At 32.1% G+C, this 25,652-nt stretch carries 18 protein-coding genes, 1 tRNA gene and 1 pseudogene; 9 read left to right on the top strand and 11 right to left on the bottom strand.

Annotation, left to right across the window (positions count from 1 at the left end; genetic code table 11):
• The 4 genes and pseudogenes from B2217_RS13800 to B2217_RS13785 form a co-directional block, all read left to right on the top strand.
• On the top strand, positions 1-324 hold a 324-nt coding region (locus B2217_RS13800; protein WP_291122902.1), incomplete at its 5' end, for an HAD family hydrolase.
• Positions 325-393: 69 nt separating this feature from the next.
• Positions 394-846: a lipocalin family protein gene (locus B2217_RS13795; protein ID WP_038336444.1), complete on the top strand. Its 453-nt coding sequence runs from the start codon at positions 394-396 to the stop codon at positions 844-846.
• A 49-nt stretch (positions 847-895) separates the two neighbouring features.
• Positions 896-1,522 (top strand): annotated as a pseudogene (locus B2217_RS13790) (LURP-one-related family protein); the annotation flags it as partial.
• Positions 1,523-1,606: 84 nt separating this feature from the next.
• Positions 1,607-1,680 (top strand) — tRNA-Arg (locus B2217_RS13785).
• Between the two features lie 41 nt (positions 1,681-1,721).
• Here B2217_RS13785 and B2217_RS13780 read toward each other — a convergent pair.
• The 3 genes from B2217_RS13780 to hisS form a co-directional block, all read right to left on the bottom strand.
• Entirely contained in the window at positions 1,722-2,165 is a 444-nt protein-coding gene (locus B2217_RS13780; protein WP_038336496.1) for a hypothetical protein, read from the bottom strand.
• A gap of 94 nt (positions 2,166-2,259) precedes the next feature.
• Positions 2,260-3,180, bottom strand: a complete 921-nt coding sequence (locus B2217_RS13775) for a PfkB family carbohydrate kinase (protein ID WP_291122900.1) — start codon at positions 3,178-3,180, stop codon at positions 2,260-2,262.
• A 58-nt stretch (positions 3,181-3,238) separates the two neighbouring features.
• Complete coding sequence (gene hisS, locus B2217_RS13770) at positions 3,239-4,612, bottom strand: histidine--tRNA ligase (protein WP_291059668.1); 1,374 nt, start codon at positions 4,610-4,612, stop codon at positions 3,239-3,241.
• Positions 4,613-4,774: 162 nt separating this feature from the next.
• Here hisS and recF point away from each other — a divergent pair, with 162 nt between their 5' ends.
• The 3 genes from recF to B2217_RS13755 are packed head-to-tail and all read left to right on the top strand — an operon-like array spanning position 4,775 to position 7,107.
• Positions 4,775-5,854, top strand: coding sequence for a DNA replication/repair protein RecF (recF, locus tag B2217_RS13765; RefSeq protein ID WP_291122898.1), 1,080 nt, complete (start codon positions 4,775-4,777; stop codon positions 5,852-5,854).
• Positions 5,851-6,153 (top strand): DUF721 domain-containing protein, encoded by a 303-nt coding sequence (locus tag B2217_RS13760; protein WP_180905351.1) that lies wholly within the window; start codon positions 5,851-5,853, stop codon positions 6,151-6,153. Before recF ends, B2217_RS13760 begins: the two co-directional genes overlap by 4 nt.
• Positions 6,154-7,107 carry a YheT family hydrolase gene (locus B2217_RS13755; protein WP_291122896.1) on the top strand — a complete coding sequence of 318 codons (954 nt, stop codon included), beginning with the start codon at positions 6,154-6,156 and terminating at the stop codon, positions 7,105-7,107.
• Positions 7,108-7,166: 59 nt separating this feature from the next.
• On the opposite strand, the gene B2217_RS13750 is transcribed toward B2217_RS13755, so the two are convergent.
• From B2217_RS13750 to B2217_RS13720, 7 genes are all read right to left on the bottom strand, one after another.
• Positions 7,167-8,648, bottom strand: a complete 1,482-nt coding sequence (locus B2217_RS13750) for a RagB/SusD family nutrient uptake outer membrane protein (protein WP_291122895.1) — start codon at positions 8,646-8,648, stop codon at positions 7,167-7,169.
• A gap of 14 nt (positions 8,649-8,662) precedes the next feature.
• Positions 8,663-11,173: a SusC/RagA family TonB-linked outer membrane protein gene (locus tag B2217_RS13745; protein WP_291122893.1), complete on the bottom strand. Its 2,511-nt coding sequence runs from the start codon at positions 11,171-11,173 to the stop codon at positions 8,663-8,665.
• A complete protein-coding gene (locus B2217_RS13740) occupies positions 11,164-11,688 on the bottom strand; it encodes a TonB-dependent receptor plug domain-containing protein (protein WP_291122891.1) in 525 nt (174 codons plus the stop codon). The genes B2217_RS13745 and B2217_RS13740 overlap by 10 nt, the downstream gene beginning before the upstream one ends.
• 309 nt (positions 11,689-11,997) lie before the next feature.
• Positions 11,998-13,488 carry a RagB/SusD family nutrient uptake outer membrane protein gene (locus B2217_RS13735; RefSeq protein WP_291122889.1) on the bottom strand — a complete coding sequence of 497 codons (1,491 nt, stop codon included), beginning with the start codon at positions 13,486-13,488 and terminating at the stop codon, positions 11,998-12,000.
• Positions 13,489-13,502: 14 nt separating this feature from the next.
• On the bottom strand, positions 13,503-16,529 hold the full coding sequence (locus B2217_RS13730; RefSeq protein WP_291122887.1) for a SusC/RagA family TonB-linked outer membrane protein: 3,027 nt from the start codon (positions 16,527-16,529) through the stop codon (positions 13,503-13,505).
• 385 nt (positions 16,530-16,914) lie between these two features.
• Complete coding sequence (locus B2217_RS13725) at positions 16,915-18,303, bottom strand: DUF5689 domain-containing protein (RefSeq protein WP_280050038.1); 1,389 nt, start codon at positions 18,301-18,303, stop codon at positions 16,915-16,917.
• A 30-nt stretch (positions 18,304-18,333) separates the two neighbouring features.
• The gene (locus B2217_RS13720) at positions 18,334-21,069 is read right to left on the bottom strand and encodes a carboxypeptidase regulatory-like domain-containing protein (RefSeq protein ID WP_180905358.1); all 2,736 of its coding nucleotides are present in this window, start codon (positions 21,067-21,069) and stop codon (positions 18,334-18,336) included.
• Positions 21,070-21,160: 91 nt separating this feature from the next.
• Between B2217_RS13720 and B2217_RS13715 the strand changes: the two genes are divergently transcribed.
• A complete protein-coding gene (locus B2217_RS13715; protein ID WP_180905359.1) occupies positions 21,161-22,366 on the top strand; it encodes an endonuclease in 1,206 nt (401 codons plus the stop codon).
• Positions 22,367-22,368: 2 nt separating this feature from the next.
• Positions 22,369-23,136, top strand: a complete 768-nt coding sequence (trpA, locus tag B2217_RS13710; RefSeq protein WP_180905360.1) for a tryptophan synthase subunit alpha — start codon at positions 22,369-22,371, stop codon at positions 23,134-23,136.
• A gap of 67 nt (positions 23,137-23,203) precedes the next feature.
• On the opposite strand, the gene B2217_RS13705 is transcribed toward trpA, so the two are convergent.
• Positions 23,204-25,468, bottom strand: coding sequence for a family 20 glycosylhydrolase (locus B2217_RS13705; RefSeq protein WP_180905361.1), 2,265 nt, complete (start codon positions 25,466-25,468; stop codon positions 23,204-23,206).
• Positions 25,469-25,652: the final 184 nt, after the last annotated feature.

The raw sequence follows: 25,652 nt of genomic DNA, 5'->3' as shown, positions 1-25,652 counted from the left end.
TTACACATTATCACAAATGGTTTTCTCGAAGTCTCGAAACGTAAAATTGAAACGTCAGAATTAAATGGTTATTTTGATACGGTAACTTATGCAGACGAAATCAAAATCTTGAAACCTGATCCTCGTATTTTTTCTTTGGCAATGGAAAAATCTGGTGCTAAAAAAGATGAATCAATTTACATTGGTGACGATTGGATTGCAGATGCTGTTGGCGCAAAAGCTTTCGGAATGTCGGCTATTTTCTTTGATCGATTAGATGATAATTTTTCGATGGATGATGTTCCTACAATTACACATTTAGATGAAGTAAAAGAATATTTATAATAATCATTTAATAACCGAATATCTAATATTGTTTTCTTTATTTTCGCCGCAACTAAAAAAACAATATTTATGAAAAAGTTTATTTTACCAAGCATTTTTGCTTTTGGACTGTTATTTAGCTGTAACAATGATGATGATTCTTCTATTAACTCTGAAAGTATCGTAGGAACTTGGAGTTTTGTAAAATACCAAACACAATTCTCTAAAGACAATCACATCGAAGATCAATATCTAGCAGATGAATGCAGTTCTAAAGACTCGTATACGTTTACTAAAGACAATAAATATTCTGCTATAGGATATGATTCCGATAGAAATAATATTTGTGAAATTGATTGGACTGAAGAAGGCACTTATTCTATTTCAGGAAATAAAGTTCGTTTAACTTACAAGGATGGTGGTTCTGGTGAAGGAGAAATTTCCAAATTAACAAAAAACGAATTGATTTTAAAATCTGATTATGGAGAAGATCTTGATGGTGATGGTAAAAACGAAATAGATATTTTAGTTTTAAAACGATAAAAAGTTAAAGGTTCAGAAATTCTGAACCTTTTTTTATGTCCGAAAAAAATCTATTTTTGATAAAAATTACTCAATACTTATGAATTTAAACAACCTAAAATTTCCGCTTGATATAAAGTTTCATATTGCAACTTTTTCTAATGATTTTTCTGTAACAGACGCTAATAATCAACCTGTGTTTTATGTACGCGAAAAAATTCTTTCGTGGCGAGATGTAATTAAAATCTACCGTGATTCATCGAAAAAAGAAGAACTTTTTCAACTTCGTTCGAATAAAATCATCGATTTTCAACAAACTTTTACCATTACAGATGCGAACGGAAATGTTGTTGGTAAAGCAAAACGAAAAACTTTCAAATCCTTTTGGAAAGCGACTTTTCATATTTACGACGCAAATGATAATCATTTATTTACAATCAACGAACGTAGTGGTTTTACACGTATGATGGACGGAATGGTTGGTGAAATTCCCGTTGTAGGATTTTTCTCAGGTTATATTTTCAATCCAAAATATGTTTTAACTGATTTACAAGGAAGAGAAATGATGGAAGTATCAAAAGAACCTTCATTCTTTGGACGAAAATTTAAATTAAATCAATATCAATCATCCGAAAATGATACACTTTTTGTTTTGAGTTTTATGATGATGCTCATAAGCGATAGAGATCGAGGATAATTTTATTTAAAAAATATTTGCAGATTCAAAAATAGTCTTTATATTTGCAGTCCAAAATAAGAACAATAGTTTCTTATCAGGAATGGCCGAGTGGCGCAACTGAATAGCGCACTTGATTACGGCTCAAGAGGTTACAGGTTTGAATCCTGTCTCGGTCACAAAAGCAAAAGCTCATCAAAATTTGATGAGCTTTTTTATTTTAATACACTTCTGTTTCTTGCGGAATTTCTTCTACTTTTTGAGATTTTTTTGTCATAAAGAATATACAATTCCCAAACCACGTGAACCAAAAAATATAAAATCCGAAATGGAACGTCTTTTTCAATAAACGATGTGAGGTTTCAGTAAAATCGTAATAGCAATAAATTAATCCAATAATTCCCATAAAAAGGAAAATGAGAGGCAATAACAAACGTTTAAAACGTTTCGTTGTTTTCTCATTCCAAATGGATAATACGATAAAAATAACAGCTTGTATAGCGAATAATAACAAGGCTGTTTTCCACCACGATTTCAGGATCGTATATTCGTTGTAAATAATTGTGATTCCTACTTTACCGATGAATGACATTTTCGAGATCATTATTCCAGAAAGTAAAGAGGAAAATGCCAATATGAGAAGATGTATAATTTTGTTTTTCATGATTAAAATTTATTAGTTCAATTTACACAAAAATTAATCCATAAAAAAAACCTCGAGAAGCTCTCGAGGTTAAATATTTTGATGAATAATTCTCTTATAAATTAATTGAGAAATCCATTAATTTTTTGAATGCTTTCAAACGTTCAGCTAAACCATCACGTGTTAAATCTCCTAATGATTCAGTACCAAATTTTTCACATGTTACAGATGCTAATGCAGATCCGTAAACAATTGCACGTTTCATGTTATCGAAAGAAAAATCGTTTGTTTTTGCTAAGTATCCGGAGAAACCTCCTGCAAATGTATCTCCTGCTCCTGTTGGATCGAAAACATCTTCTAATGGTAAAGCTGGTGCAAAGAAAACTTGTTCTTGTTGGAATAATAAAGCTCCATGTTCACCTTTTTTGATGATAACTGTTTTTGGTCCGAATGTCATGATTTTTTTAGCAGCTTTCACTAAACTATATTCACCTGACATTTGACGCGCTTCTTCGTCATTAATAGAAATTACATCAACATCTTTGATCACATCCATCAACTCATTCCAAGCACAATCCATCCAAAAGTTCATTGTATCTAAAACAACCAAACCTGGACGATTATCTAATTGTGTCAACACTCCTTTTTGTACCAATGGATGTAAGTTTCCTAACATCAAAACGTCTGGAGATTTGCGATCTTGAGGAACAATTGGATTAAACGTTTCTAAAACATTCAATTCTGTTGCTAACGTATCACGTGTGTTCAAATCATTATGGTATTTACCTTCCCAAAAGAATGTTTTTCCTTCTTTTACGATTTCCATTCCATCTAAATTAATTCCTTTTGAAATTAATAAATCGATGTATTCTTGTGGAAAATCTCCACCAACAACTGAAACGATTGCAGTATCCACGCCCAATAAAGAAGACGCCATACCGATATATGTAGCGGCACCACCTAAGATTTTATCTGTTTTCCCGAAAGGAGATTCTAATTTATCAAAGGCAACTGTACCAACTGTTAATAAACTCATTTTATATTCTTGATTAAATAGTTTGCAAATATATTGAATAGATTTGAATTAAGACATATTAAGACAATGCGTTAGCCAAATCAGCAAAAGCAACTTCGGTTTGTTCTCCCGAAATCATATCTTTTACTGTCGCTTTTTGCTCTGCAATTTCTTTTTCACCCAAAAGAATTACTTTCTTAATTCTTTTTTTATCAGCATATCCCATTTGCTTTTTCATTTTTGCATCATCAGGATAAACCTCTGTATTAATTCCACTTTGACGTAATTGTTTTACCAATTTCATTGCCTCAGCAGCTTCTTTCGTTCCGAAATTAATGAACAATGCTTGGATATTTGTTGAATCTTCTAAAGCTGGGAATAAATTATTTTCTTCTAAAACTAAATATGTACGATCTAATCCAAAAGAAATTCCTACTCCAGAAATATCTTTCAATCCAAAAATTCCTGTCAAATCATCGTAGCGACCTCCTCCACCAATAGATGAAGAGAATTCTCCGATTTTCGCTTTCACTTCGAAAATAGCTCCAGTATAATAATCTAAACCACGTGCTAATGTCAAGTTCAAAACTAATTCAGCCGATTGTAAACCAATATTTGTTGTATTTTCAAAAACAAATTCTAATTCTTCAATTCCTTTTAATCCAGTTTCCGAAGATTTTAAAATTTCTTTTAATTGTGCAAATTGAGTTTTATAATCACCGTTCATTGAGAATAAAGGTGATAAAATTTCGATGGCAGAATCAGAAATTCCTTTTCCACGCATTTCTTCTTTTACCGCTTCTTCACCAATTTTATCCAACTTATCTAAAGCCACTGTAAAATCAATCAATTGAGCCGAAATATCTGCTACTTCTGCTAAACCTGATAAAATTTTACGATTGTTGATATGAATTTCAACTGGCGTTTTTAATTCTGTAAAAACTGAATCATATAATTGTACAAAATCAACTTCTTGTAACAACGAATCCGAACCTACAACATCCGCATCACATTGAAAAAACTCACGAAAACGACCTTTTTGAGGACGATCGGCACGCCAAACTGGTTGAATTTGGTAACGCTTAAATGGGAAAGTAATTTCATTCTGATGTTGCACAACGTAACGCGCAAAAGGTACAGTTAAGTCGTAACGCAACGCTTTTTCTGAAATTTGCGAAATTACTTTTTGACTATTTTTATCTGTCAACAATTGCTCATCAACTTTTGCTAAATAATCTCCAGAATTCAAAATCTTGAAAATTAATCGATCTCCTTCTTCTCCGTATTTACCTGTTAAAGTTGATAAATTTTCGAATGATGGAGTTTGGATTGGAGAAAATCCGAACAAAACGAATTGTTTTTTAATCGTGTTGATAATATATTGACGACGATTCACTTCTAAAGGTGAGAAATCTCTTGTCCCTTTGGGAATCGATGGTTTTTGAATTGCCATTTTTCTAAATCTTACTTATAAAGATGCAAAAATACATCATTTTGATTTTTAACTCGACATTTTGTTTCAAAATCATTGTTTTAGGATTGAAAATCATTATAAAAAATCATAAATCAAACTTCGTCAATCGTAAATCTTAATTAATATCGTAATTTTGCTTTTATGTATTTAAAAGAACTTAAAGCGCGACAATTCAAGAATTTTGATGAAAATAATTTCGAATTTTCACCAAAAATTAATGCATTTGTAGGACAAAATGGAAAAGGCAAAACCAATATTTTGGATGCTATTCACTATTTGGCTTTAAGTAAATCGTATCTGAATCATTCGGATGCGATGAATATTCAGTTTGATTGTGATTTTTTTACATTAGAAGGTACTTTTGATCGAAACGAATCTGATGATGTGATTTTTTGCTTGGTTCGTTCTGGTCAGCCCAAACAATTAAAACGAAATTCGAAATCGTATGATCGTATTTCTGATCACATTGGTCAATATCCTTTGGTGATGATTTCACCTTATGACAGTGATTTAATCAAAGAAGGAAGTGAAGTTCGACGCAAATTTTTAGACAATATTATTTCGCAATCGAATAAACAATATTTAGCTGATTTGATGCGATACAACAAGGTTTTAGTTCAACGAAATGCGTTGCTAAAATATTTTGCTGCAAATAATACATTTGATTCAACTTCTTTGGAAATTTATGATGAAGAATTGATTCATTTAGGAAAGAAAATACATGAAGTACGAAAAGAATTTATTCAAACTTTTTTGGAAGCTTTCCTAAAATATTACAATGAAATTTCAGAAGGACGAGAAAAAGTGAACATCGAATATATTTCTCAGCTTAATGACGCATCTTTTGAAACGGTTCTGAAAGAGGCTTTGTACAAAGATCGTTCGGCCCAATATTCGACAGCCGGAATCCATAAAGATGATTTATTGTTTACGATTACCAATTATCCAATCAAAAAATTTGGTTCGCAAGGTCAACAAAAATCGTATTTAATTGCGTTGAAATTAGCACAATTAGAAGTGATCAAATCTTCATTAAACATCACTCCATTATTATTATTGGACGATATTTTTGATAAATTGGACGAACATCGTGTGACACAATTGATAAAATTAGTGAATGAAGAACGATTCGGTCAAATTTTTATCACCGATACACATCCCGAAAGAACAGAGCAAATTATTAAACAAATTAATTCTGAAAGTAAAGTTTTCCGTTTATGAAAAAGTACGAAAAAAGAAGTAATCAGCAAACGCTTGGTCAAGCTTTGGAGCATTTTATTAAACAAAGTGGAAAAGAAGAATTGATTTGGGAAGTGAAAGCAGAAGAGGCCTGGCAAACGGTGATGGGAAAGTTTTTCGAGAAATATACGGACCGAGTAGAAGTAAGACAACGAGTTTTATATGTAAAAATTAATTCTCCTGCAATGAGACAAGAATTATTGATGGGAAAATCGAAAATTTTAGCTAATATAAATGAAGAAATTAAAAAGGATTTTTTAGTTGACGTAAAAATATTTTAAATGCCTTACATCGAACATTCTACTTACCCTACACCTAATTTCATCAATAGAAATGCACATCTTTCTACCATTATTCCGGCGAAATTCAAGAAATATCCTGTTCCAGATTACACAAGAGAAAAAATGGAAACTGATGATGGTGATTTTCTGAATTTGGATTGGCGAGTTCAAAATAATAAAGACAAATTAATTATCCTTTTTCACGGATTAGAAGGTGATTCGAAACGAACATATCTTAATTCCTGTTCAGATTATTTTTACAACAAAGGATTTAATATTTTGGCTTGGAATCACAGAACTTGTGGAGGCGAAATGAATAAAACTTGCAGACTTTATCATCATGGTTCTATTGATGATGTACACAGAGTTATAGAAAAAGCGTTGAAAGAAAATTATCAAGAAATTTCTTTGATTGGCTATTCGATGGGTGGTGCTTTGGTTTTGAATTACCTTGGAAGTTATGAAGTTTCGAACAAGATAAAATCTGCTGTTGTTTTTTCTGCACCAATTTCTCTAAAATCATGTGCTGACACATTGAAAATATTTCCGAATACTGTTTATTTTAAAAATTTTAAGCGAACACTAGTTCCAAAATTTAAAACGAAAGCAAAACAGTTTCCAGGTATTTTGAATGAAGAAATGATTGATAAAATCAAAACTTTTGACGAAGTAGATGAATATTTTACAGCAGCTTTACATGGTTATTCATCCAAAGAAGATTATTACCATAAAGCTTCTCCTGCAACTGTTTTAGATTATATCAAAACATCGTGTTTGATTGTTAACGCTGCTAATGATCCTTTTTTAGGAAATGATTGTTATCCTATCGAACGTTTTAAAAACCATAAATTCTGCACATTTGAAATGCCAAAATACGGTGGACATTGCGGCTTCCCTTTAGAAAACAATAAACATTCTTGGGCTGAAATTAGAGCTTGGGAGTTTGTTAAATAACATAAAAAAACAAAAACCCCGAAGTCTACTTCGAGGTTTTTTTGAGATTATCAATTTTATTAATTAACCCAACCAGGATATTGTGTCATATTCGTATTAACATTAATCGAATAAGACGGGATTGGGAAAACAAATAATTTATCTCCAGCAGCAACAGTAGAAATTGCACCTGATGGTACATTAGATACTTTATCCATTGACAAATTATTACGTTTCAAATCATAAAAACGTTGTCCTTCTCCTGCAAATTCTTTTCTCTTTTCAGCTAATATAGCAGTCAAAGCATCTCCAGAATAGGCTGATCCACCCCTTTCTAAAGCAAATTCATTTAATTCTGTTAAAGCTGTTGCTCCTTGACCTGATTTTGCCATGGCTTCCCATTTTATAAATTTAGCTTCTGTTAAACGTAAAATCTTGATGTTACCTATATTGTTAACTCCGCCTATAGTTTTTCTATATTTATTAATAAAATAACCACTTGGAGAATCAAAAGTTCTTGTATCTTCTACGAATAATGATTTACGAACATCTCCATCATCATATAAATTAACTAAAGACTCTCTTGCTAAAATTGCTCTTCTCGCATTTAAACCTGCCTCTGAACCAGTAGTATTTGTTGGATCCAAATAATCAAATAACACACCCATAGATGTATTAACACCTGGGTTATTTAAAGCTGTTAAACCTACTTCCCAAACTGTCTCAGGTTGATTTTCAAACTCACTCTCAGAAGCACCTGTTACACCATAAAAATAATTAACAACTTGACTATTTTTTAGTAAAGAAAAACTAGCAGGAGCGCTATTAATAGTTTCATTTGCCATAGATATTGCGTTTGCATAATCTCCTTTCCATAAATATGCTTTAGCTAATAATAATCTAGCAGATGTAGCTGATAAATATGCTTTACTTGCAGGTGTGTCATTAGAAGAATCAATCCCTTTTTTCAAATCTTCGATAATAGAATTGTATGTTTCTTCAACTGTAGATCGAGGTGATTTTAAGTTTGGATCAAAATTACCAGTATAGATAGCTATACCATATTCTTGGTTTTTTCCAGATGTAGGATTCTCTGCCCATCCCATTGCTAAATATAAGTGAGCCATTCCTCTTGCAGTATATGCTTGTGCTTTATATTTTTTAACTGCAGTAGTTTCTTCAATAGTAGCATTTAGCACAATATTAGCCTGAGCAACAACATCATACAACTCATTATAAGCAACTGTAAAATCTGAAGATGATGGTGTCCAAGATAAATTGCTCGTTGTTAAATAATAACCACTATTGTTTGTACTAACAAAAAAGTCATCAGATGCAAGACTGCCAACAACTGGGATTGTTGACGCAAAAGCATCAGCAGTTGACATTTGTTGATACATTCCTGTTAATACTTTTGCCATAGTTGTCTCATCAGTTATAGGATTCCCTCCATTTGGCATACCAATACCGTAATCAGGAAATTGGTTCAAATCATCTTCACTACATGATGTAAAACCTAAAGTTATAGTAAATAATGATAATACAAATATATTTTTTTTCATTTTTTTATAATTTTTTAGAAGTCAATAGATAATCCAATTGAATAACTTTTCATAATAGGAGAAGTATAATCGAACACTCCTTTTCCTTGCCAGCCATAAGAGTAAGCATTAGAATTAGATTCTGGGTCAAATGTTAATGTATCATCAAAAACCCAAGTGATTAAATTCTGACCTTTTAAATAAATCGTTAAATTATCGATACCTGCATTTTTTAATTTATCTCCAAAACTATATGCCAACTTTAATTCTTTTAGGCGAATAAAATCACCATCTTTTAAATATCTTGAAGATGCAGCTCTTGAATTTGTTCCATTCCCCCATAATTGAATAGGATTTGAAGCATCTGTATTTTCTGGAGTCCAAGAATCATATAATGCACTCGATAATTGGTTATATGTAACAGAAGCTCCATCTGATAATGCATAACTTTGCCAAGAATCAAATACCTGATAATCAAATGCTCCTGAGAAGAAAGCACTCAAAGTTAATCCTTTCCAAGACATATCTGTTCTTAAACCTGCCATCCATTTAGGAAAAGGAGTAGAACCCTGAAAGAATTGTTCAGCTTCTGTTCTATTAGTTGTTGTAGCTGTTTTTGTCTCATCTGTCCAGTACAATCCTGCTCCAGTTGCTTTATCAACACCTGCCCATCCGTAAGTATAGTATTCTCCAAACTCACGTCCTTCTTGTATAGCTTTCATACCTCCTGCTAAATATCTGGCATCTGGATCTAACATTTTACCTACTTCTGATTTATTATAAGAAGCATTTGCTGTTAATGACCATCTAAAGTCTCCTTTATTAAATGGACGAACTGTCAAAATTGCTTCAATACCTTTATTTTCAATTTCTCCAATATTAGTAAAACTACTATTAACTGGAGATGGAGTATCATAAGAAATTTCAGAAGGAAAAATAGCATCAGTTGTTAACTTTCTATAAACATCAACAGAACCACTAATTAATCCATTACCAAATCCATATTCTAAACCAATATTTAATTGTTTTGTTGTTTCCCATTTTAAGTCAGGGTTTCCTACATTAGATACAATGAAACCTTTGTCTCCATTATATATACTAGATACTCCCATAAAAGAAACTCCATTATATACTGACCCCCATGAATCTGCATAAGGTATATTTCCTAATTCACCATAATTACCTCTAATAGTTAATACATCGATTGCAGATGAATTAATATCTTTTGCAAAATTATAAGACGCTCCTGCAGACCAAAACCATCCTCCTTTATTATTTTCTCCTAAAGTTGAATTATTATCATTACGAACTTGTCCTGAGACAGTTAATCTATTATTAAAGATATAATTTAATCTTGCAAAGTATGAATATTGAATCCATTTTCTGTCAAATGATTGAGCCTCCATAATTGTCCCTGCATTATTCATTTGAGGTTTAGCAATTAAGAAATCTGTTCCATGAGCAAAAGCATATTTCATTTTATGCTCTTGGTATTCCATACCAACATTAGCTTGAAAATCATGAACCTCATTAATTACTTTTCTATATCCTAATGTATTAACCCAGTTCCAATCAAAATATTTAGAATCTGTTTCGTAAAGACGTCCGTTCACAGAAACACCATCTCCATACCAAGGGTTATACCATTGTTCTTCTGCTAAAGTTTGGTATTGTGCACCAAAGTTCGTATCAAAAGTTAAATCTTTAGTAAAATTATATGTTCCGTAAACAGAAGCTAAAAATGTATTAATATTACCTTGTATATGACTATATTTCTGTACTGCTACAGGGTTATGACCTCCTGCACCACCAAGATTAACGTTATATGAACCATCTGCATTGTAAATAGGTGTAATTGGTCTTACTGTCCATTGTGTTAACCAAGGGTTAGAGAAAGCCCCACCATCCATATAAGTATTATTTTTTACTGTAGTAAAATTAACATTTGCACCTAACTTAAATTTTTCTGATGCTTTATGGTCAAATGCAAGACTTGTACTCAATCTATCAAACCCACTATAAAGAGTTAAAGGGTTATTTTCATAGTAGCTAAATCCTGCTCTAAATGAAGTGTTTTCTCCACCTCCTTGAGCTGAAAAATTATATGTTTTAACCGTAGATGTATTTCGCTGTACGGCATCTCTCCAATCCGTATCAGTTACTCCATCCCATCCAGTATAAGTTTTAAAGTACTCCTCTCCTGCCTCTCTTGAAGTAGCTAATCCAGAATTATATCTTAATAAACCTCCCCATTGAATAAATTCTTGAGCATTCATGTACTTATTTTCATTATAAGCTTCGTCTTGAACAGCAAAATCGGTAGAAATATTAAATTTAGTAGCCTGATTAAACTTACCACGTTTAGTAGTTACTACAATAACACCATTTGCCCCACGAGCACCATATAATGCAGTTGCTGAAGCATCTTTAAGTACGGTTACATTTTCAATTTGATTAGGATCAATTGAAGACAATGGATTAAATGACGTCATTAAACCAGCATTATCTGCTCCTTTTCCAACAACAACTCCATCAATTACATACAAAGGATTGTTGTACCAACAAAGGATCCTGCTCCACGAATAGCAATAATATTAGCTGATCCTGGTTGCCCTCCTCCTGTAGAAAAGTTTAAACCAGCGACACGTCCATTTAATACCTCATCAACAGAAGCCACAGGAGTATTTTCAAAAGCTTCTTTTTTTACTGTTTCGTAAGATCCAATTTTTTGAGCTTCATCTAATTTAATACCTCCAAGAATTGTTACTTCTCCTAATGAAATATCTTTCGATTCAGTTGCATATTTTAAAGCTCCTAAATTAGTAGATGTTACTTTAAATTCTTTTCCATTGATAATTAAAGTATCTCCAACTTTAGCATCAATGTTAAAATTTCCGTTTTCGTCAGTATACGCAACTTTATCTGTACCTTTTACAGTAACTTCGACGTCTGACTCTGGGAAATTGTTACCATCGTTAACTACACCCGTAACTTGAGCAAAAGCCATTGTTCCTAATCCTAGGAAAGCTAGTAAGCCCAAAGATGTTAATCTTCTCCTCATAGTTTATTTTTTTATAACATTTTGGACAAAACTCTAACTTTTTTTTTAAGATTTCCAAAAAGTTATCTATATTTTTTTATTTATCAACATCTTAAAAGAAATAGCTATACATTATTATTTTTAGTACTAAAATGTAATATTAACACTTGTAAAACCTATAATTTTAATAAAATAATTACAAATCTATCTATACAATATTGCTTATTCATATTAATAATTTTAAAATAAAAGTTAAAATTTTACAATAAAAATAGGCTACTGTAAAAACAGTAGCCTATCTAATAAAATATTATTTATAATAACTAAAAATTAGTACCCAGGAGTCTGAGTCATATTTTTATTTTTATTTAAAACAGTTTGCGGAATTGGTAATTGCCACTCTTTAGCTCCAGCTTTTAAAGCTTGGACAGAAGATGGGATTCCTGAACCATCTGCTAAATATCCGTTTCCACTACGTTGAATACCATTAGTGTAAACAGAAGAAATACCAGTAACTCCTTGTAAACGTTTTAATGTAAACCAACGATCACCATTTTCAAAAGCTAATTCTTTACGACGTTCTAATTGGATTGCATCAAAAATTGCAGTTCCAGTTTCTCTTCCAGCATAAGTAGAGTAACGTACATCTCTTAATTTATTTAACGTAATCAAAGCTGCTCCTTGATCGCCTGATAGATATTGTGCTTCTGCTAAATTAAGAATTGCTTCTTCAACACGTAAATAACGTCCGTTGTTTAATCCTAATTTTACTGATCCATTAATGTATTTGTTAACCGCTATTGTTGCTTGGTTTTTATCATTATCTGGATTAAATACTTTGAAATAAGCTTTTACACGCTCTGGTTCTATATTTGCATCATATAACTTATAAAAAGCTTTATCTACTGAATACTCGATAATAATATCTTCGTCAGAAGAACCTTGGCTATAATTTGTTCCAATTGTAGGATCATCATTATTCAAAAATGGAATCTCGAATAAAACACCCGCGCTATTGCTAGAAGTCCATAAATTAGCTATTTGTGATTGTGTTGCTGGAGCAACTGCATCAACAACTGGTTTAGTATATTCGATTACTTTTTTGTAATCTCCTTTGTATAAATATACTTTTCCTAATAATGCTTTTGCAGAATACTGATTCATTTTAGCTGTATTATCTGCTGAATTATCCAAATATGGAATTGCAGCTTCTAAATCAGCAATAATTTTATCATATGATTCTCCAATTGTAGCATCACGTTTCAATTCTGCTTTCGCGTCATATTTATCCGCATAAGCAATACCAACTGTAGAACTAGCGTCTGCAGCCTGCGTTGGGATCTCTGCATATGTACGAGCAACTTCGAAATGTGCTAATGCACGAACCGCTTTTGCTTGCGCAATAATATTATTTTTGAAATCTCCATCTTGTAAATTATCAATGTTAGCCAAAACTAGATTAGCTCTTGAAATAATATTGTAAGATGTTGAATAAATATCTGTAGGAACAGAGTTTGAATTGTAAGACCAAGTGTGCGCACGTTGAGCCGCTCCACGACCTTGTTGATTCAAAACAACATTATCAGCCATAATATCACCAATAGAGATAATATCACTTGCATTACTTGGTCCGTAGTAGTAACCTACTTGTGCAAAACCTTTGTAAACACCATTTATAGCTGTTGTAAAGTCTGATTCAGTTTTATAATAATCGCTAATTTCGATTTTATCGTATGGTCTTTGATCAATATCATCATCACTACAAGATGTAAAACTTAATGCAGATGCTAAGATTGATAAGATTAAAATATTTTTTTTCATTTTGTTACAATTATTTAGAATGATACATTAAATCCTACAGAATAAGAACGTACTAATGGGTACGAGAATGCTGTAAATGAGTTAGACACATATCCTGCAGATGTTGTTGTACTACTTTCGCTTGTACCTGTACCTGCGATTGGATTCCCGTGGTAATTTGTCCACAATGCTAAGTTTTGAACTTGAGCAAACATTCTTAAATTCTTAATAAATGTTCCTTTTACTAAATTTGTAAAATTGTATCCTAATGATAAACTACGGAAAGCGATATAATCTGAACTTTCTAAATATTTTGTAGAATATTCTGTACCGTTTACTGTTGGACGAGAAAATTGTGCATTATCTCCTTCAGCAGTCCAGTAATTTGCAGCTTCAACTACTTTATTATTTGTAGAAACTGGATCTGTTAAGTATTGATATGTATTGTTGTACATGTATCCACCAGCAGAATAAGTAAAGTCTGCATTGATATCGAATCCGTACAATTTAGCATTCAAACCAAAACCTCCCATTAATGTAGGAAGCGGCGTTTTGTTAGTTGCTACAGCATCACCACCATCATAAGTATCTGTTACATTACCATCTTTGTCCAAGTACAAGTCTTTACCTGTAGCTGAATCAATACCAGCATAACGTACTAAATAGAATTGGTATGGTTTACCACCTGCAACGTGAGCTAAATTTTCGTAAGAACTATCAACCAATAACATATCTTGACTATCTGCCAATTTGTTTACTTTATATTTTAAAGTTGTGATATTTCCATAAACAGATAAATCAAAGTTTTTTGAACGAATTACATCATAATTCATATCAAACTCGAATCCGTTTGTAGCTAATTTACCAGCATTAATGTATGTTGTAAATCCACCCGCTTCAACTGGTAAATATTGATTAAAAATGAAGTTAGAACGAACGTCATTAAAGTATGCTAAAGCACCTGTTAAACGATTTCCGAAGAATCCATAGTCCAATCCAATATTTAATTTTCTGTTTGTTTCCCAAGTTGTATTAAGATTAGATAAATTTCCATCAGGAAAAGCAGTTGCTTGTCCGTTGTAAGTTTGATCTAATTGTAATAAAGTTAAGTTAGCGTAACGAGCAATTGCAGAGTCATCACCTACTTCTCCATAAGAAGCTTTAAGTGTTAAATTATTAACAGCTTTAGAATCTCTTAAGAAACCTTCCTTAGCAATGTTCCATCCTAAAGCAGCTCCCCAGAAAGTACCATATTTACTATTTAAACCAGCTAATGAAGTACCATCGCGACGAATGTAAGCATCTACAAAATATTTGTTTGCGAAATCATAAGATGCAGCTCCTAAATAACCAAATTTAGTAACTCTCCAACGATTCGTAAATGAATCTTGACCAATATTTACTGCTAAACCTTGTGTAGATAAATTGTCATTAGGAAATGTTGATCCATACATTGTCATTGAGTACAAACTTTGGTTGATATACTCAGATGCAGCTGTTACACGTAAATGATGTTTACCTCCAAAAGTATTTTCGTAAGAAACCTCATTACGCCAGTTGTAATCAAAACGATCTGTACTTCTATCTGTTTTAGATCCTCCGTCACCTAATAATTGAGAAAGAGCAGCAGATGGTTTTAGATAGTTTTCGTATTGAATTCTATTGTAAGTAGCTCCTAAAGTTGTACGTGCAGAAACATTTTTCCATAAATCAGCTTCAACAAAACCTGTACCATAAATACGTAAATATCTTGTTTGTGCATCAGTTTTTTCCATTTCATCTGCAACTGCATAACCCATTGTATTTCCACCTGAATTGTAAATACGATTACCGTCAGCATCTAACAAATAATCTCCATTCGCATCCATTTTGTAGAATGTTGTATACGGTCGATTCAATAACGTATTGTAGAATGGAGACTGTGCATTAACACGGTCACGAGGCGCATCAATTGTAGTGTAAGATCCGTTTAAATTAATTCCGTATCTTAACCATTCTTTCGCTTTACTTGTAATGTTTAATGAAGCAGTAATTCTCTCCATTCCATTATAGTATTCTACAGCACCTTCGTTTTTATCATAACCAATAGAAAAGTTATGCGCTGTATCACCATCGTTCTTGTTTACAGAAACAAAATGTGATGTCGTAAGACCATTTTTGTATAAATCGTCAGACCACTTGTGATTATTTTTAGATAAAGTTGCAATTTCTTCTGCAGAACGTGCAATACCTAAACCTAAAGCTTCACCATTTGCATCAGTCAATTTGCTTAAACCATTTTGGTAGTTTAATAATTGATTTGCATTCATCAAATTGATGTTTGGTAAATTCATCATTTCATTCATTCCGATACGTGCAGAATATGAAATTGTAGATTCTCCTTTTTTCGCAGATTTTGTTTTCATAATGATAACACCATTCGCTCCACGAGAACCGAAAATTGCTAATTGAGAAGCATCTTTCAATACTTTTACCTCTTCGATGTCAGCTGGGTTAATTGCATTTACATCATCAGCAGTCATGTATGTTCCGTCAACAACATATAATGGAGATTTTACACCGCCATTCAAACCAATTGCTCCACGAATAGTAACATTAGCTGTTGCTCCAGGAGCACCACTCATTGCTTGAGATGATAAACCTGCTACTTTTCCTCCTAACATTTGGTCAATAGATACAGATGGATTCATCTGTTCTAAATCTTTTGCTTTTACAGTTGTTACACCTGATTTAGATGGAGCATTGAAAATAGATTTTACAACAACTTCACCTAAATCAACCGTAGAATTTGTAGCAGCAGCGTACTTTAATGTACCTAAAGCGTTACTTGTAACACTAAATTCTTTTCCATTAACAACTAAAATATCTCCAATTTTAGCATCAATGTCGAATTTTCCGTCTTGGTCAGTATAGACAACTTTGTCCGTACCTTTTACAGATACTTCTACATCCGCTTCCGGAAAATTATCTGCGTCATTTACAACACCTGTTACTTGAGCAAATGCAGCTGTTCCTAAACCTAAGAAAGCCAACAAACTCAAAGATGTGATTCTTCTCCTCATAGTCTTATTTTTATAAAATAGGGTAACAAATCTGAACATTATTTTTTAGAGAAAAAAACAAAATGATATATAATTAACATTTTATCTAAATAAGACATTAAACTCTTTTTTTTATCATTTTTTTAATTTTAAATACATTATTGACATTTTTAATACATTTTTTTAACTTTTTTTAATAAAATTAAAATTGATTTTATGTTAATTTTTTTTGAATTAAACAAAATCAATATATATTAATAGTTAATTTTTATTTGAATTTTATACATTTCATAATGTGAAATCACGTTAAAAAATGAAGAATATTTAGGAATTTATTAACCTAATAAAAACAAAAAAAAGGCAACCAATTGGTTGCCTTAGATATTATAGTATTGAAACTGATTAATTAGTCAATTTTGATATTATCGATAACTAAATCATAAGCTTCATCTTTTCCTACTTTTAGTGCAAAAATATTTTCACCAGCAGTTTTTTGAATATCTACTCCTTCAATATTTAGAGTCACAAGAACCCATTCACCTTTTGTATCAATTTTACCTGTATATTGATTTGCATCAATTGGAGATAAAGATACATTTGCATTAGATAAATCTCCTACATTATATACTACGTATTTTTTATCAGATTTATACACATTTAGTGACAATGATTTCCCAGATGTTCCTTTTACATAAAATGTAATTTTCTTTGGAGTTGCAGGAATTGTATTATTTACAATAGTTGTAAATACGTAATCATTTGCTTTTGGTGTTCCTTTTAAAAGTAATGCATTTGTGTTATCTCTACCAACACCAACTCCGCTAGTTGCATAGGTATCTTTCACTAAGCCAAAAGAGTTAATAGAAGATAAAAAGTCAGCCCAAACATTGAAATCAGAACCTTTGAATAATAAATTTGCAGCTTCAGAATTATTTCCTTCACCTGGATTTTGTCCTCCTCCAACGTCAAAACGAGGCTGATCGAATTTCACATCTTTTGTATCGCGGATATAAACTTGATAAGTTGAATTGTAAATACTAACAACTACAGTAATCTCTCCACTACCTTTAGGTAATTCTTCATTATACCATTTAGCATATCCAGAATTACGTAAGTCAACTGTTTTACCTGTTTTATCAACTAGTACACGATTAACAGTTGTAGCTTCTACTCCATAAGTTTTATCTGTATCTGGATCTTGAAACTGAACATTTTTGATTGTAACTAAGGTATTCAAATTTCCTGCTTTCAAAGCATCTGATAAGCTATTGTATACTTTTGGAGTGATCGTTTTTATTGGATCACATGTTTTAAAAATATATTTTTTCATGTTTGCAGATGGTATACGACCTACAGCATAAGTAGGATCTACAGAACCGATTTTCATAATTCCTCTATCCTTTGCTACAACAAGTCCTTTTAAACTAATTTGAATTCTAGCACCTAAAGGATAATTAGCATATAAATTAGCTCCATCAATTTCAATTTGGATACCTGTTGTTGGATCTTCAATTTTGTCTTGTAAAGAAATTGTTTTATAAAAATTTCCTGTTTCATCACTTGAAATTACATAAGCATCCATTACAAGATCTTCTGCTACTGCTCCATTTGAGTCAAGTTTTAATTGCCCAGAAGTTACTTTAGTTGTTAAATCTGCTATTGTAATATTTGCTGTTAATTTATCAGCACACTCAATTGGAGGTGTTGCATAATCATCATCCTGTACACACGATTGAGTTACAAATAAGCCTAAACTCAAAAGACTTGCTATTGTTAATTTTGATATTGTATTCATTTTTAATTGTATTCGTTGTTAATATTTTATTTAGAATCTGAAATAAACATTTGCAAAATATGTTGTACCCATTCCGTAGAACATTTTTGGCCCAAATAATGTACGATAATTAGGATCGATAGCATTCGTATATTTCCCAACTCTTAATTGTTCGAAACCTCCTGTTACATAATTTTTGTTATTCAACACATTATTAATTGTTCCTGAAATTCCTGCAGAATATTTACCTATACGAAATGTTTTACCCATATTAATATTTAACATGAATTCGTTACTCAACTTTTCTTGCTTTAAAGCAGCTTTTAAATCTTGATCATTAATATCATATAATTCTCCATATTCATTCGTAAAGAAATTTACAGTTCTACGAAAAGCTGCAGGATCTATGTAATTATTTGCTAATAAATTTCCAGATACACCAATCCACCAGAATTTAGGATCACGGTACTCTGCACTTAAAGAGAAACCAGATTGTGGTCCGCTTCCTACTTTATAATTATGAAGATAAGCAGTTCCGAAGTTTTGGTAAGGAACTCCAATGTTTCCAGGTTTCACATAATCATCAGAATATAAATTATAACTAGGGTTGTCTTTGTAAACATATTGACCAATAGAAGCTACTGCAGAAACTGTAAGTACTGGTAATACTTGTGCTTCTACCGCTAATTCTGTTCCCAAATATTCTTTTCCAACACCTGTCATAACTTCTGAAACAAAGACTTGGTCATTTGCTCCATCGATATAACCAAATGCTTTCTCGATTTCGTCTTTTGTTCTTGTGTAAAAAGCCGTTGCACGAGCTTTAATACGTGGAGCTCTTAAAATATATGATAAGTCACTTGAGAATATTTTTGCACTTTCTACTCCATCTACCGTTACGTTAGTTACACGAGCATTTGGAAAAATCTCATCAGAAGTTGGCGCTTCTGTTTGATACATTACATTTGCTTGGATAAAATTACGTCCATCTAATTTTACTAAGAAATTAGATTTCACCCCAAAATCTAAGAAATCATACGTTTTACTTTTACCGTAAGAAGTCTGCTGATATGATTGGTGCATCCATTTACCTTCACGATAAAACTTAGTCAAAGCAGCTTTCATACCAATTGTTACGTCTAAAAATTTTCCTTTTATTTTAGATTGCATGAATAAATCTGCATAATCACGATTAATTTCATAATTATATCCTTGACGCTGTCCTTTTGTTGGTTGATAATCAGGGTCTAAAATATTAAATCTAGCATGAGTAAAGTTATCTTTATTCTCAACATATTGTCCACCTAATAAATCTTGTATTTCACGGTATAGTTGAGATTTCGTATTTTGATAAGACGCTGCAATTGTCAAATCTATATTAGGTGCTAACTCTGTCTGAAAATTTGTATAAGCAGTTGCTGTTTTATCTTCGTTAACATCAGCAGTCAACCAATAAACAGATCTCCCAGCATTGTTAATATTAGCTTCATATAAACTTGTCCAATCTATTTGAGAAATTTGACCACTTCTCCATAATTCAGTTTGGTTATTTATAGCACCTTGACTTGCTCCACTATACGCAAAATAAGATGGTAAATTACGATAGTAAACTGGAGAAGGATTATTTCCTGCAAACCAATCTAAACGAGAACTACTTTCTTTACCAAATTGATAAGAAACTGTTGTTGTTAATTTTGATTTATTGTTAATATTCCAATGATGCGTCAACATATTAATTGGTTCGAAAGTTTTCTTTACACGTTCGTTACGTTTTTCACCATCTTGCCATCCCCAATAAGAATTGTAATAAATCCCCATCATATCCACAACTTCTTGTGTATTAGGTGAACCTGTAGAACGACGAGTTGGCGCACCAAAACTTGTGAAGTTTAAGGTATGTTTTTCATTAAACTTTTTCTCAACTCCTAAGTAGTAAGCGTATGCATCATAAAAAGTACCTTCTATAATACCTTCTTCTGCCCAACGTCTACTTCCAGAAACCATAAACGCCCAACCATTATCCATCAATCCCGTATTATATGTAGCCATTACACGGTTTCTGTATGAACGATTTGTACTAGAATAAGCCAAACTTACTCCCTTACGCATTGTTGAAGGACGAGTATCAAAATTTGTAACTCCCCCTAAATCTCCAAAAGCATAATTAGAAGGTTCGATTCCGTATGTTAACTCATCTGGACGACGAGTAACATCATTCAGACCTCCCCAGTTATTAAAAGTTGCACGACCATTATCCATTTTATTCATACGAACTCCATTGAATAATACATCATTATATTTGTTGTCTAAACCTCTTGGTTTAAACCAATACGAACCTAATTCGTACGCAGATACGCGAGCAAAAACATCACGTGAAGATTGTAAAAGTCCTGAATTTGAAGCTGTCGAACTTTCATCATCAGATAATTCATCATCTGTTAATGTAATAATTCCAACTTCTGCTGTATTTGGATTAAATGTTAATTTAATATCACCTAAGTCAAGCTCTTTTTGCCCTGCTACAGTGATTTCTTTTTCATATGGGTCATAGCCCACGCCATAAACTTGTAATTTGTACGTTCCATCCGGAATATCTACAAACTGAAAATATCCTATACGATCGGTGATAGCAGCATCGCTTACTGCTCCTCCGTCCAAACGTACAGTGAGGTTATAAACCTCTTCACCTGTAGCAGCATTTTTTGCTACCCCAGTAACCTTTGTTTGCGCCTGCGCCATAGCGACAGTTGCAGCAAAGACTGAAAGACTTAACAATAATTTGTTCATTCAAACGAATTTTTATTTATAAATTAGCTATTTATTTCCTTCATCGAAAAAAATAGGACAACAAATTTAGTAAATTCATAATTAATAACATATGTTTAAAATTAATAAATCTTTAACTTTATTAATAATTTTTAATTTATTCTTAACGTTAAATGTTAAAGCTCAAAGCAAATATTCAAGTGCAACTGTAGCTTTTTATAATGTCGAGAATCTTTTTGACACCATAAAATCAGTTGGATATGTAAATGGAACTTTACCTTTTAATGACAAAAATTACCACATTCAGATTGCTGAATCTGACATTTCGAAGTACGAAACAGAAGAATTCAAACAAAGTTATACGTACGAAAATATAAAAGGAAAGAAAATTATCCGTCCATTAATTCTTCAAGAAGAATTTTTACCAAACGGAAATAAAAGATGGAATACAGAAAAATATTTCCAGAAAGTCAATAATATTTCAAAAGTTATTAGCGAATTAGGTGCAGATGTTACAGGTTCTGCTCCAGTAATCGTTGGTATTTGCGAGATTGAGACAAGAGAAACTTTAGAAGATTTAGCAAAAAGCTCTGCTTTGAAAAAATACGATTATGGTGTTGTTCATTTTAATTCATTTGATGCACGTGGAGTTGATACAGGTTTATTGTATCAAAAATCTCGTTTCAAAGTAATTGATGCAAGACCTCATCCTATTTTCAATTATGATGCTGAAGGTAAACGAAAATATACGCGTGATATTCTACAAGTTACAGGTTTATTAGACGGTGAAGAAATCACTTTTTTAGTAAATCACTGGCCTTCTCGTAGTGGAGGAGAAAAAGTTTCGATGCCAGCTCGTATGGAAGCAGCAAAGGTGATGAAAGGAATTTTTGATGAGTTAAAATCTAAGAATCCAAATGCAAAAGTAATTGCAATGGGTGATTTTAATGATGATCCTATTTCTCCAAGTATTAAAAATACATTTGATCCAGCAGGAGAAATTGCTAAAGTTTCGGATAGCGGGTATTATGACCCTATGTTACCTTTATATAAAAAAGGTGTTGGTACTTTAGCTTATCGTGATGCTTGGAATCTATTTGATCAATTTATCTCGACTTCATCATTGGTTACAAAAAATAAAGATTATTCAACGTATAAAATCTTCAAAACTGAAATTTACAACAAAGATTATTTAAAAGCGACAGAAGGTGCATATAAAGGATTCCCTAACCGTATGTGGAGCGGCGATACTTATCGTGCAAACGGTTATTCTGACCACTTTCCAGTCTATACAATCTTATTAAAACAAGCAAAATAAAAATGAACAAATTAGAGCAATTATTTAGTCAAAAAAATAAAAACCTCATTACAATATACACAACAGCTGGGTATCCGAATTTATCGGATACCCCTGTTATTTTAAAAGAATTAGATCAAAATAATGTTGACATTATCGAAGTCGGAATCCCATATTCTGATCCTTTGGCTGATGGTCCAACAATACAGGCTACAAGCGAAAAAGCGTTAGCAAACGGAATGACATTGGATATTTTGTTTGAGCAATTAAAATCGGTTCAAAATGAAATTTCTGCACCAATTGTTTTGATGGGTTATTATAACCAAGTGATGACATTTGGATTAGAAAAATTCTTACAAAATTGTCAAGAAAGTGGAGTTTCAGGCTTGATTTTACCTGATATGCCGTACGAAATTTACTTGGCGCAACACAAAGAATTATTTGATAAATACGATCAAAAAGTTACTTTTCTAATTACACCTTTAACAACAGAAAAACGCATTAAAGAGATTAATGATGCAACTTCTGGATTTGTTTATATCGTTTCGAGTTCAGCTACAACTGGCGCAACACAATCTAATTATAACGAAGATTTTTTGTCAAATGTTAAAAATTTAGGTTTGACAAAACCACATCAAATTGGATTTGGAATTTCGACAAAAGCTGATGTAGAAAAAGCATGGAATTACGCAAATGGAGCAATTGTCGGAAGTGCTTTTTTACGTGTTTTAGAAAATTCGAACGGAAATCTTTCAGAAGCCATAAAAAAATTTCTATCTCAATTGAAATAAAAAAATAGTTTTCAAAACAAAAAGCAAGCTCTTGTAGCTTGCTTTTTTGGTTTTGACTATTTTGTGTTTATTCAACCGAAATTTCATCAATAAATAACCATGCCTTATTTCCTGCACCAGCTTGTCCATTTGGAATTATTCCTAAATTTTCAATCACAAGCTTAAGATATTTCGCTTGTTGTTTTTGTAAATTAATCTTCATTATTCCATTTGATTTTTCGATTTCAGGAGATGAAATAGTTTTAATTTCTTTAAAATCTTTTCCATTATCCGAAATCAGCGCTTTAACAGATTTCGGAAGATAAATCCAACTTCCTTTACGGTCTAAGGTGGAAAATTGAATAGTAGAAAACTCCATTTTAGTTTTGAAATCTATTGTTGCAATCACATCTTTTCCAGAAAAACCTAACCACGATTTACCATGATTTTTAAGACTTCCTTTTATTCCATCCACCAAAGTAGACGTTCCACCAACCGAATATGCCTCAGCAGGTTGATGCTCTAATGTGATTTTTTTGGCTGTTGATTTCGTAATAACAAAGTCCTGAGAAGTTGTTGCGCTTACTTTTTTTCCATCTTCAAAATAAGCCGATTTTACGGTTTGAGATTTCGTAATTTCTAACGGTTTTTGATACACATTCGAATTAATAGTTGGCTCTGAACCATCTGTTGTAAAACGAATTCGTGAAGGTTCATTCGCCGAACTCAACTCATATTTTATTTTTCCATTTTGGTCAACAGAAGCTTTTCCATCCACCTCATAAATCGCCGTACTATGTTTGATTCCTTTTTCATCTAAAATCGCAAAATGACGAATTACACGATTCTCAAAATTCTTGTATTCATCAGGTTTTGAAGTTCCCCAAGCAACTTCTGAAAGTGCCATCATACGTGGAAAAATCATATGTTGAACATGCGGAAAATCTAAAATATATTCTGTCCATAAATTTCCTTGCGTTCCCCAAATATACTTTGCTTCTTCTTCAGTCAATTCTTTCGGAATAGGATTATAGGCATACACTTTTTGCAAGCGTAAATTTCCACCAATAGACAAAGGTTCGGTTTCGGGATTTCCTTGATAATAATCAAAATAATTGGTAGAAGTTGGCGTCATAATTGCCTTATGTTTTGTTTTCGCAGCATGAATTCCCCCTTCAATTCCTGTCCAACTCATCACCGTTGCATTTGGTGCTAAACCTCCTTCAAGGATTTCATCCCAACCAATAATTTGCTTCCCTTTACTATTGATGTATTTCTCCATTCGCGTGATGAAATAACTTTGCATATGCAACTCATCTTTGATGTTCAATTTTTTCATCAAATCTTGTACAAACGCACTTTCTTTCCAACGTTTCTTTGGCGCCTCATCACCTCCAATATGTACATATTCATACGGAAAAAGCGGAATTACCTCATCCATGACATCTTGCAAAAACTGAAACGTTTCTTCTTTTGGACAAAAAATATCTTCCGAAACTCCCCACGTTTTCCATACTTCTAACTTCTCATCTGTACAACCTAAATTAGGATAAGCCGCTAACGCAGCCTGCGCATGACCTGGCATTTCGATTTCTGGAATAACATCTATATGCAATTTCGCCGCATACGCAACCACCTCTTTTATCTGCTCTTGCGTGTAAAATCCACCATATTTTTTATCATCAAATTTCATATCCGAATACGCACCAACCTGCGATCCATTTCGCCATGCGCCAACTTCTGTTAACTTCGGATATTTTTTAATTTCAATTCGCCAACCTTGATCATCAGTCAAATGCCAATGAAATTTATTGTATTTGTAAGCCGCCAAATAATCCAAATAATTCTTAACCTCATCTACCGTAAAAAAATGACGACAAACATCTAAATGCATTCCGCGATACGCAAATTTTGGTTCGTCTTTTATTTTGAGATATGGTAATTTGAGATCCGATTTATGTTCTTCTATTAATTGTAAAAGTGTTTGTATTCCATGAAAAATCCCTCGATTTGTGGGCGCAGCAATCGAAATTCCATTTTGATTAATATCTAATTCATAATATTCTTCGTTACTATTTTCTGGAGCAGCCAAATAAATTATATTAATTGTATTATCGAAATTGTTAGAAGTAGTTTTCGTTAGATTTTTACCAGTAATTGATTTGAATTGTTTCATTAAATAATCTATTTCAGGAAAATTTGGATCTGGATTAATCGTAATTTTATTTCCTAAAACTAAAGTTCCTTTCTTCAATTCTAATTGTTGAGGTTGAGGAATGAAACTATTTTGAGCAGAAACAAAATTGGAAACCGCAAGTGTGGCTAATAGAGAAAAAAATGAAAGTTGTTTCATGTGTTAATTTTTGATAATGACTAAGATAAACTTGTTTTATCAAATAATAACGACGCAACGAGCAAAAATATTCAAAACAAAAACAATATAATCCATTATTAAACAATTATTTAAAGTGTTAAAAATAACATCTTTATATTTTAAAACTAAATCATATAAAAAAAGGTCATCAAATAAATTGACA

It is taken from the genome of Empedobacter sp. UBA7620, assembly GCF_002484185.1.
GTDB lineage: Bacteria > Bacteroidota > Bacteroidia > Flavobacteriales > Weeksellaceae > Empedobacter > Empedobacter falsenii_C.
The sequence above is the reverse complement of the archived record's forward strand: the minus strand, read 5'-3'. Positions and strand labels throughout refer to the sequence as shown.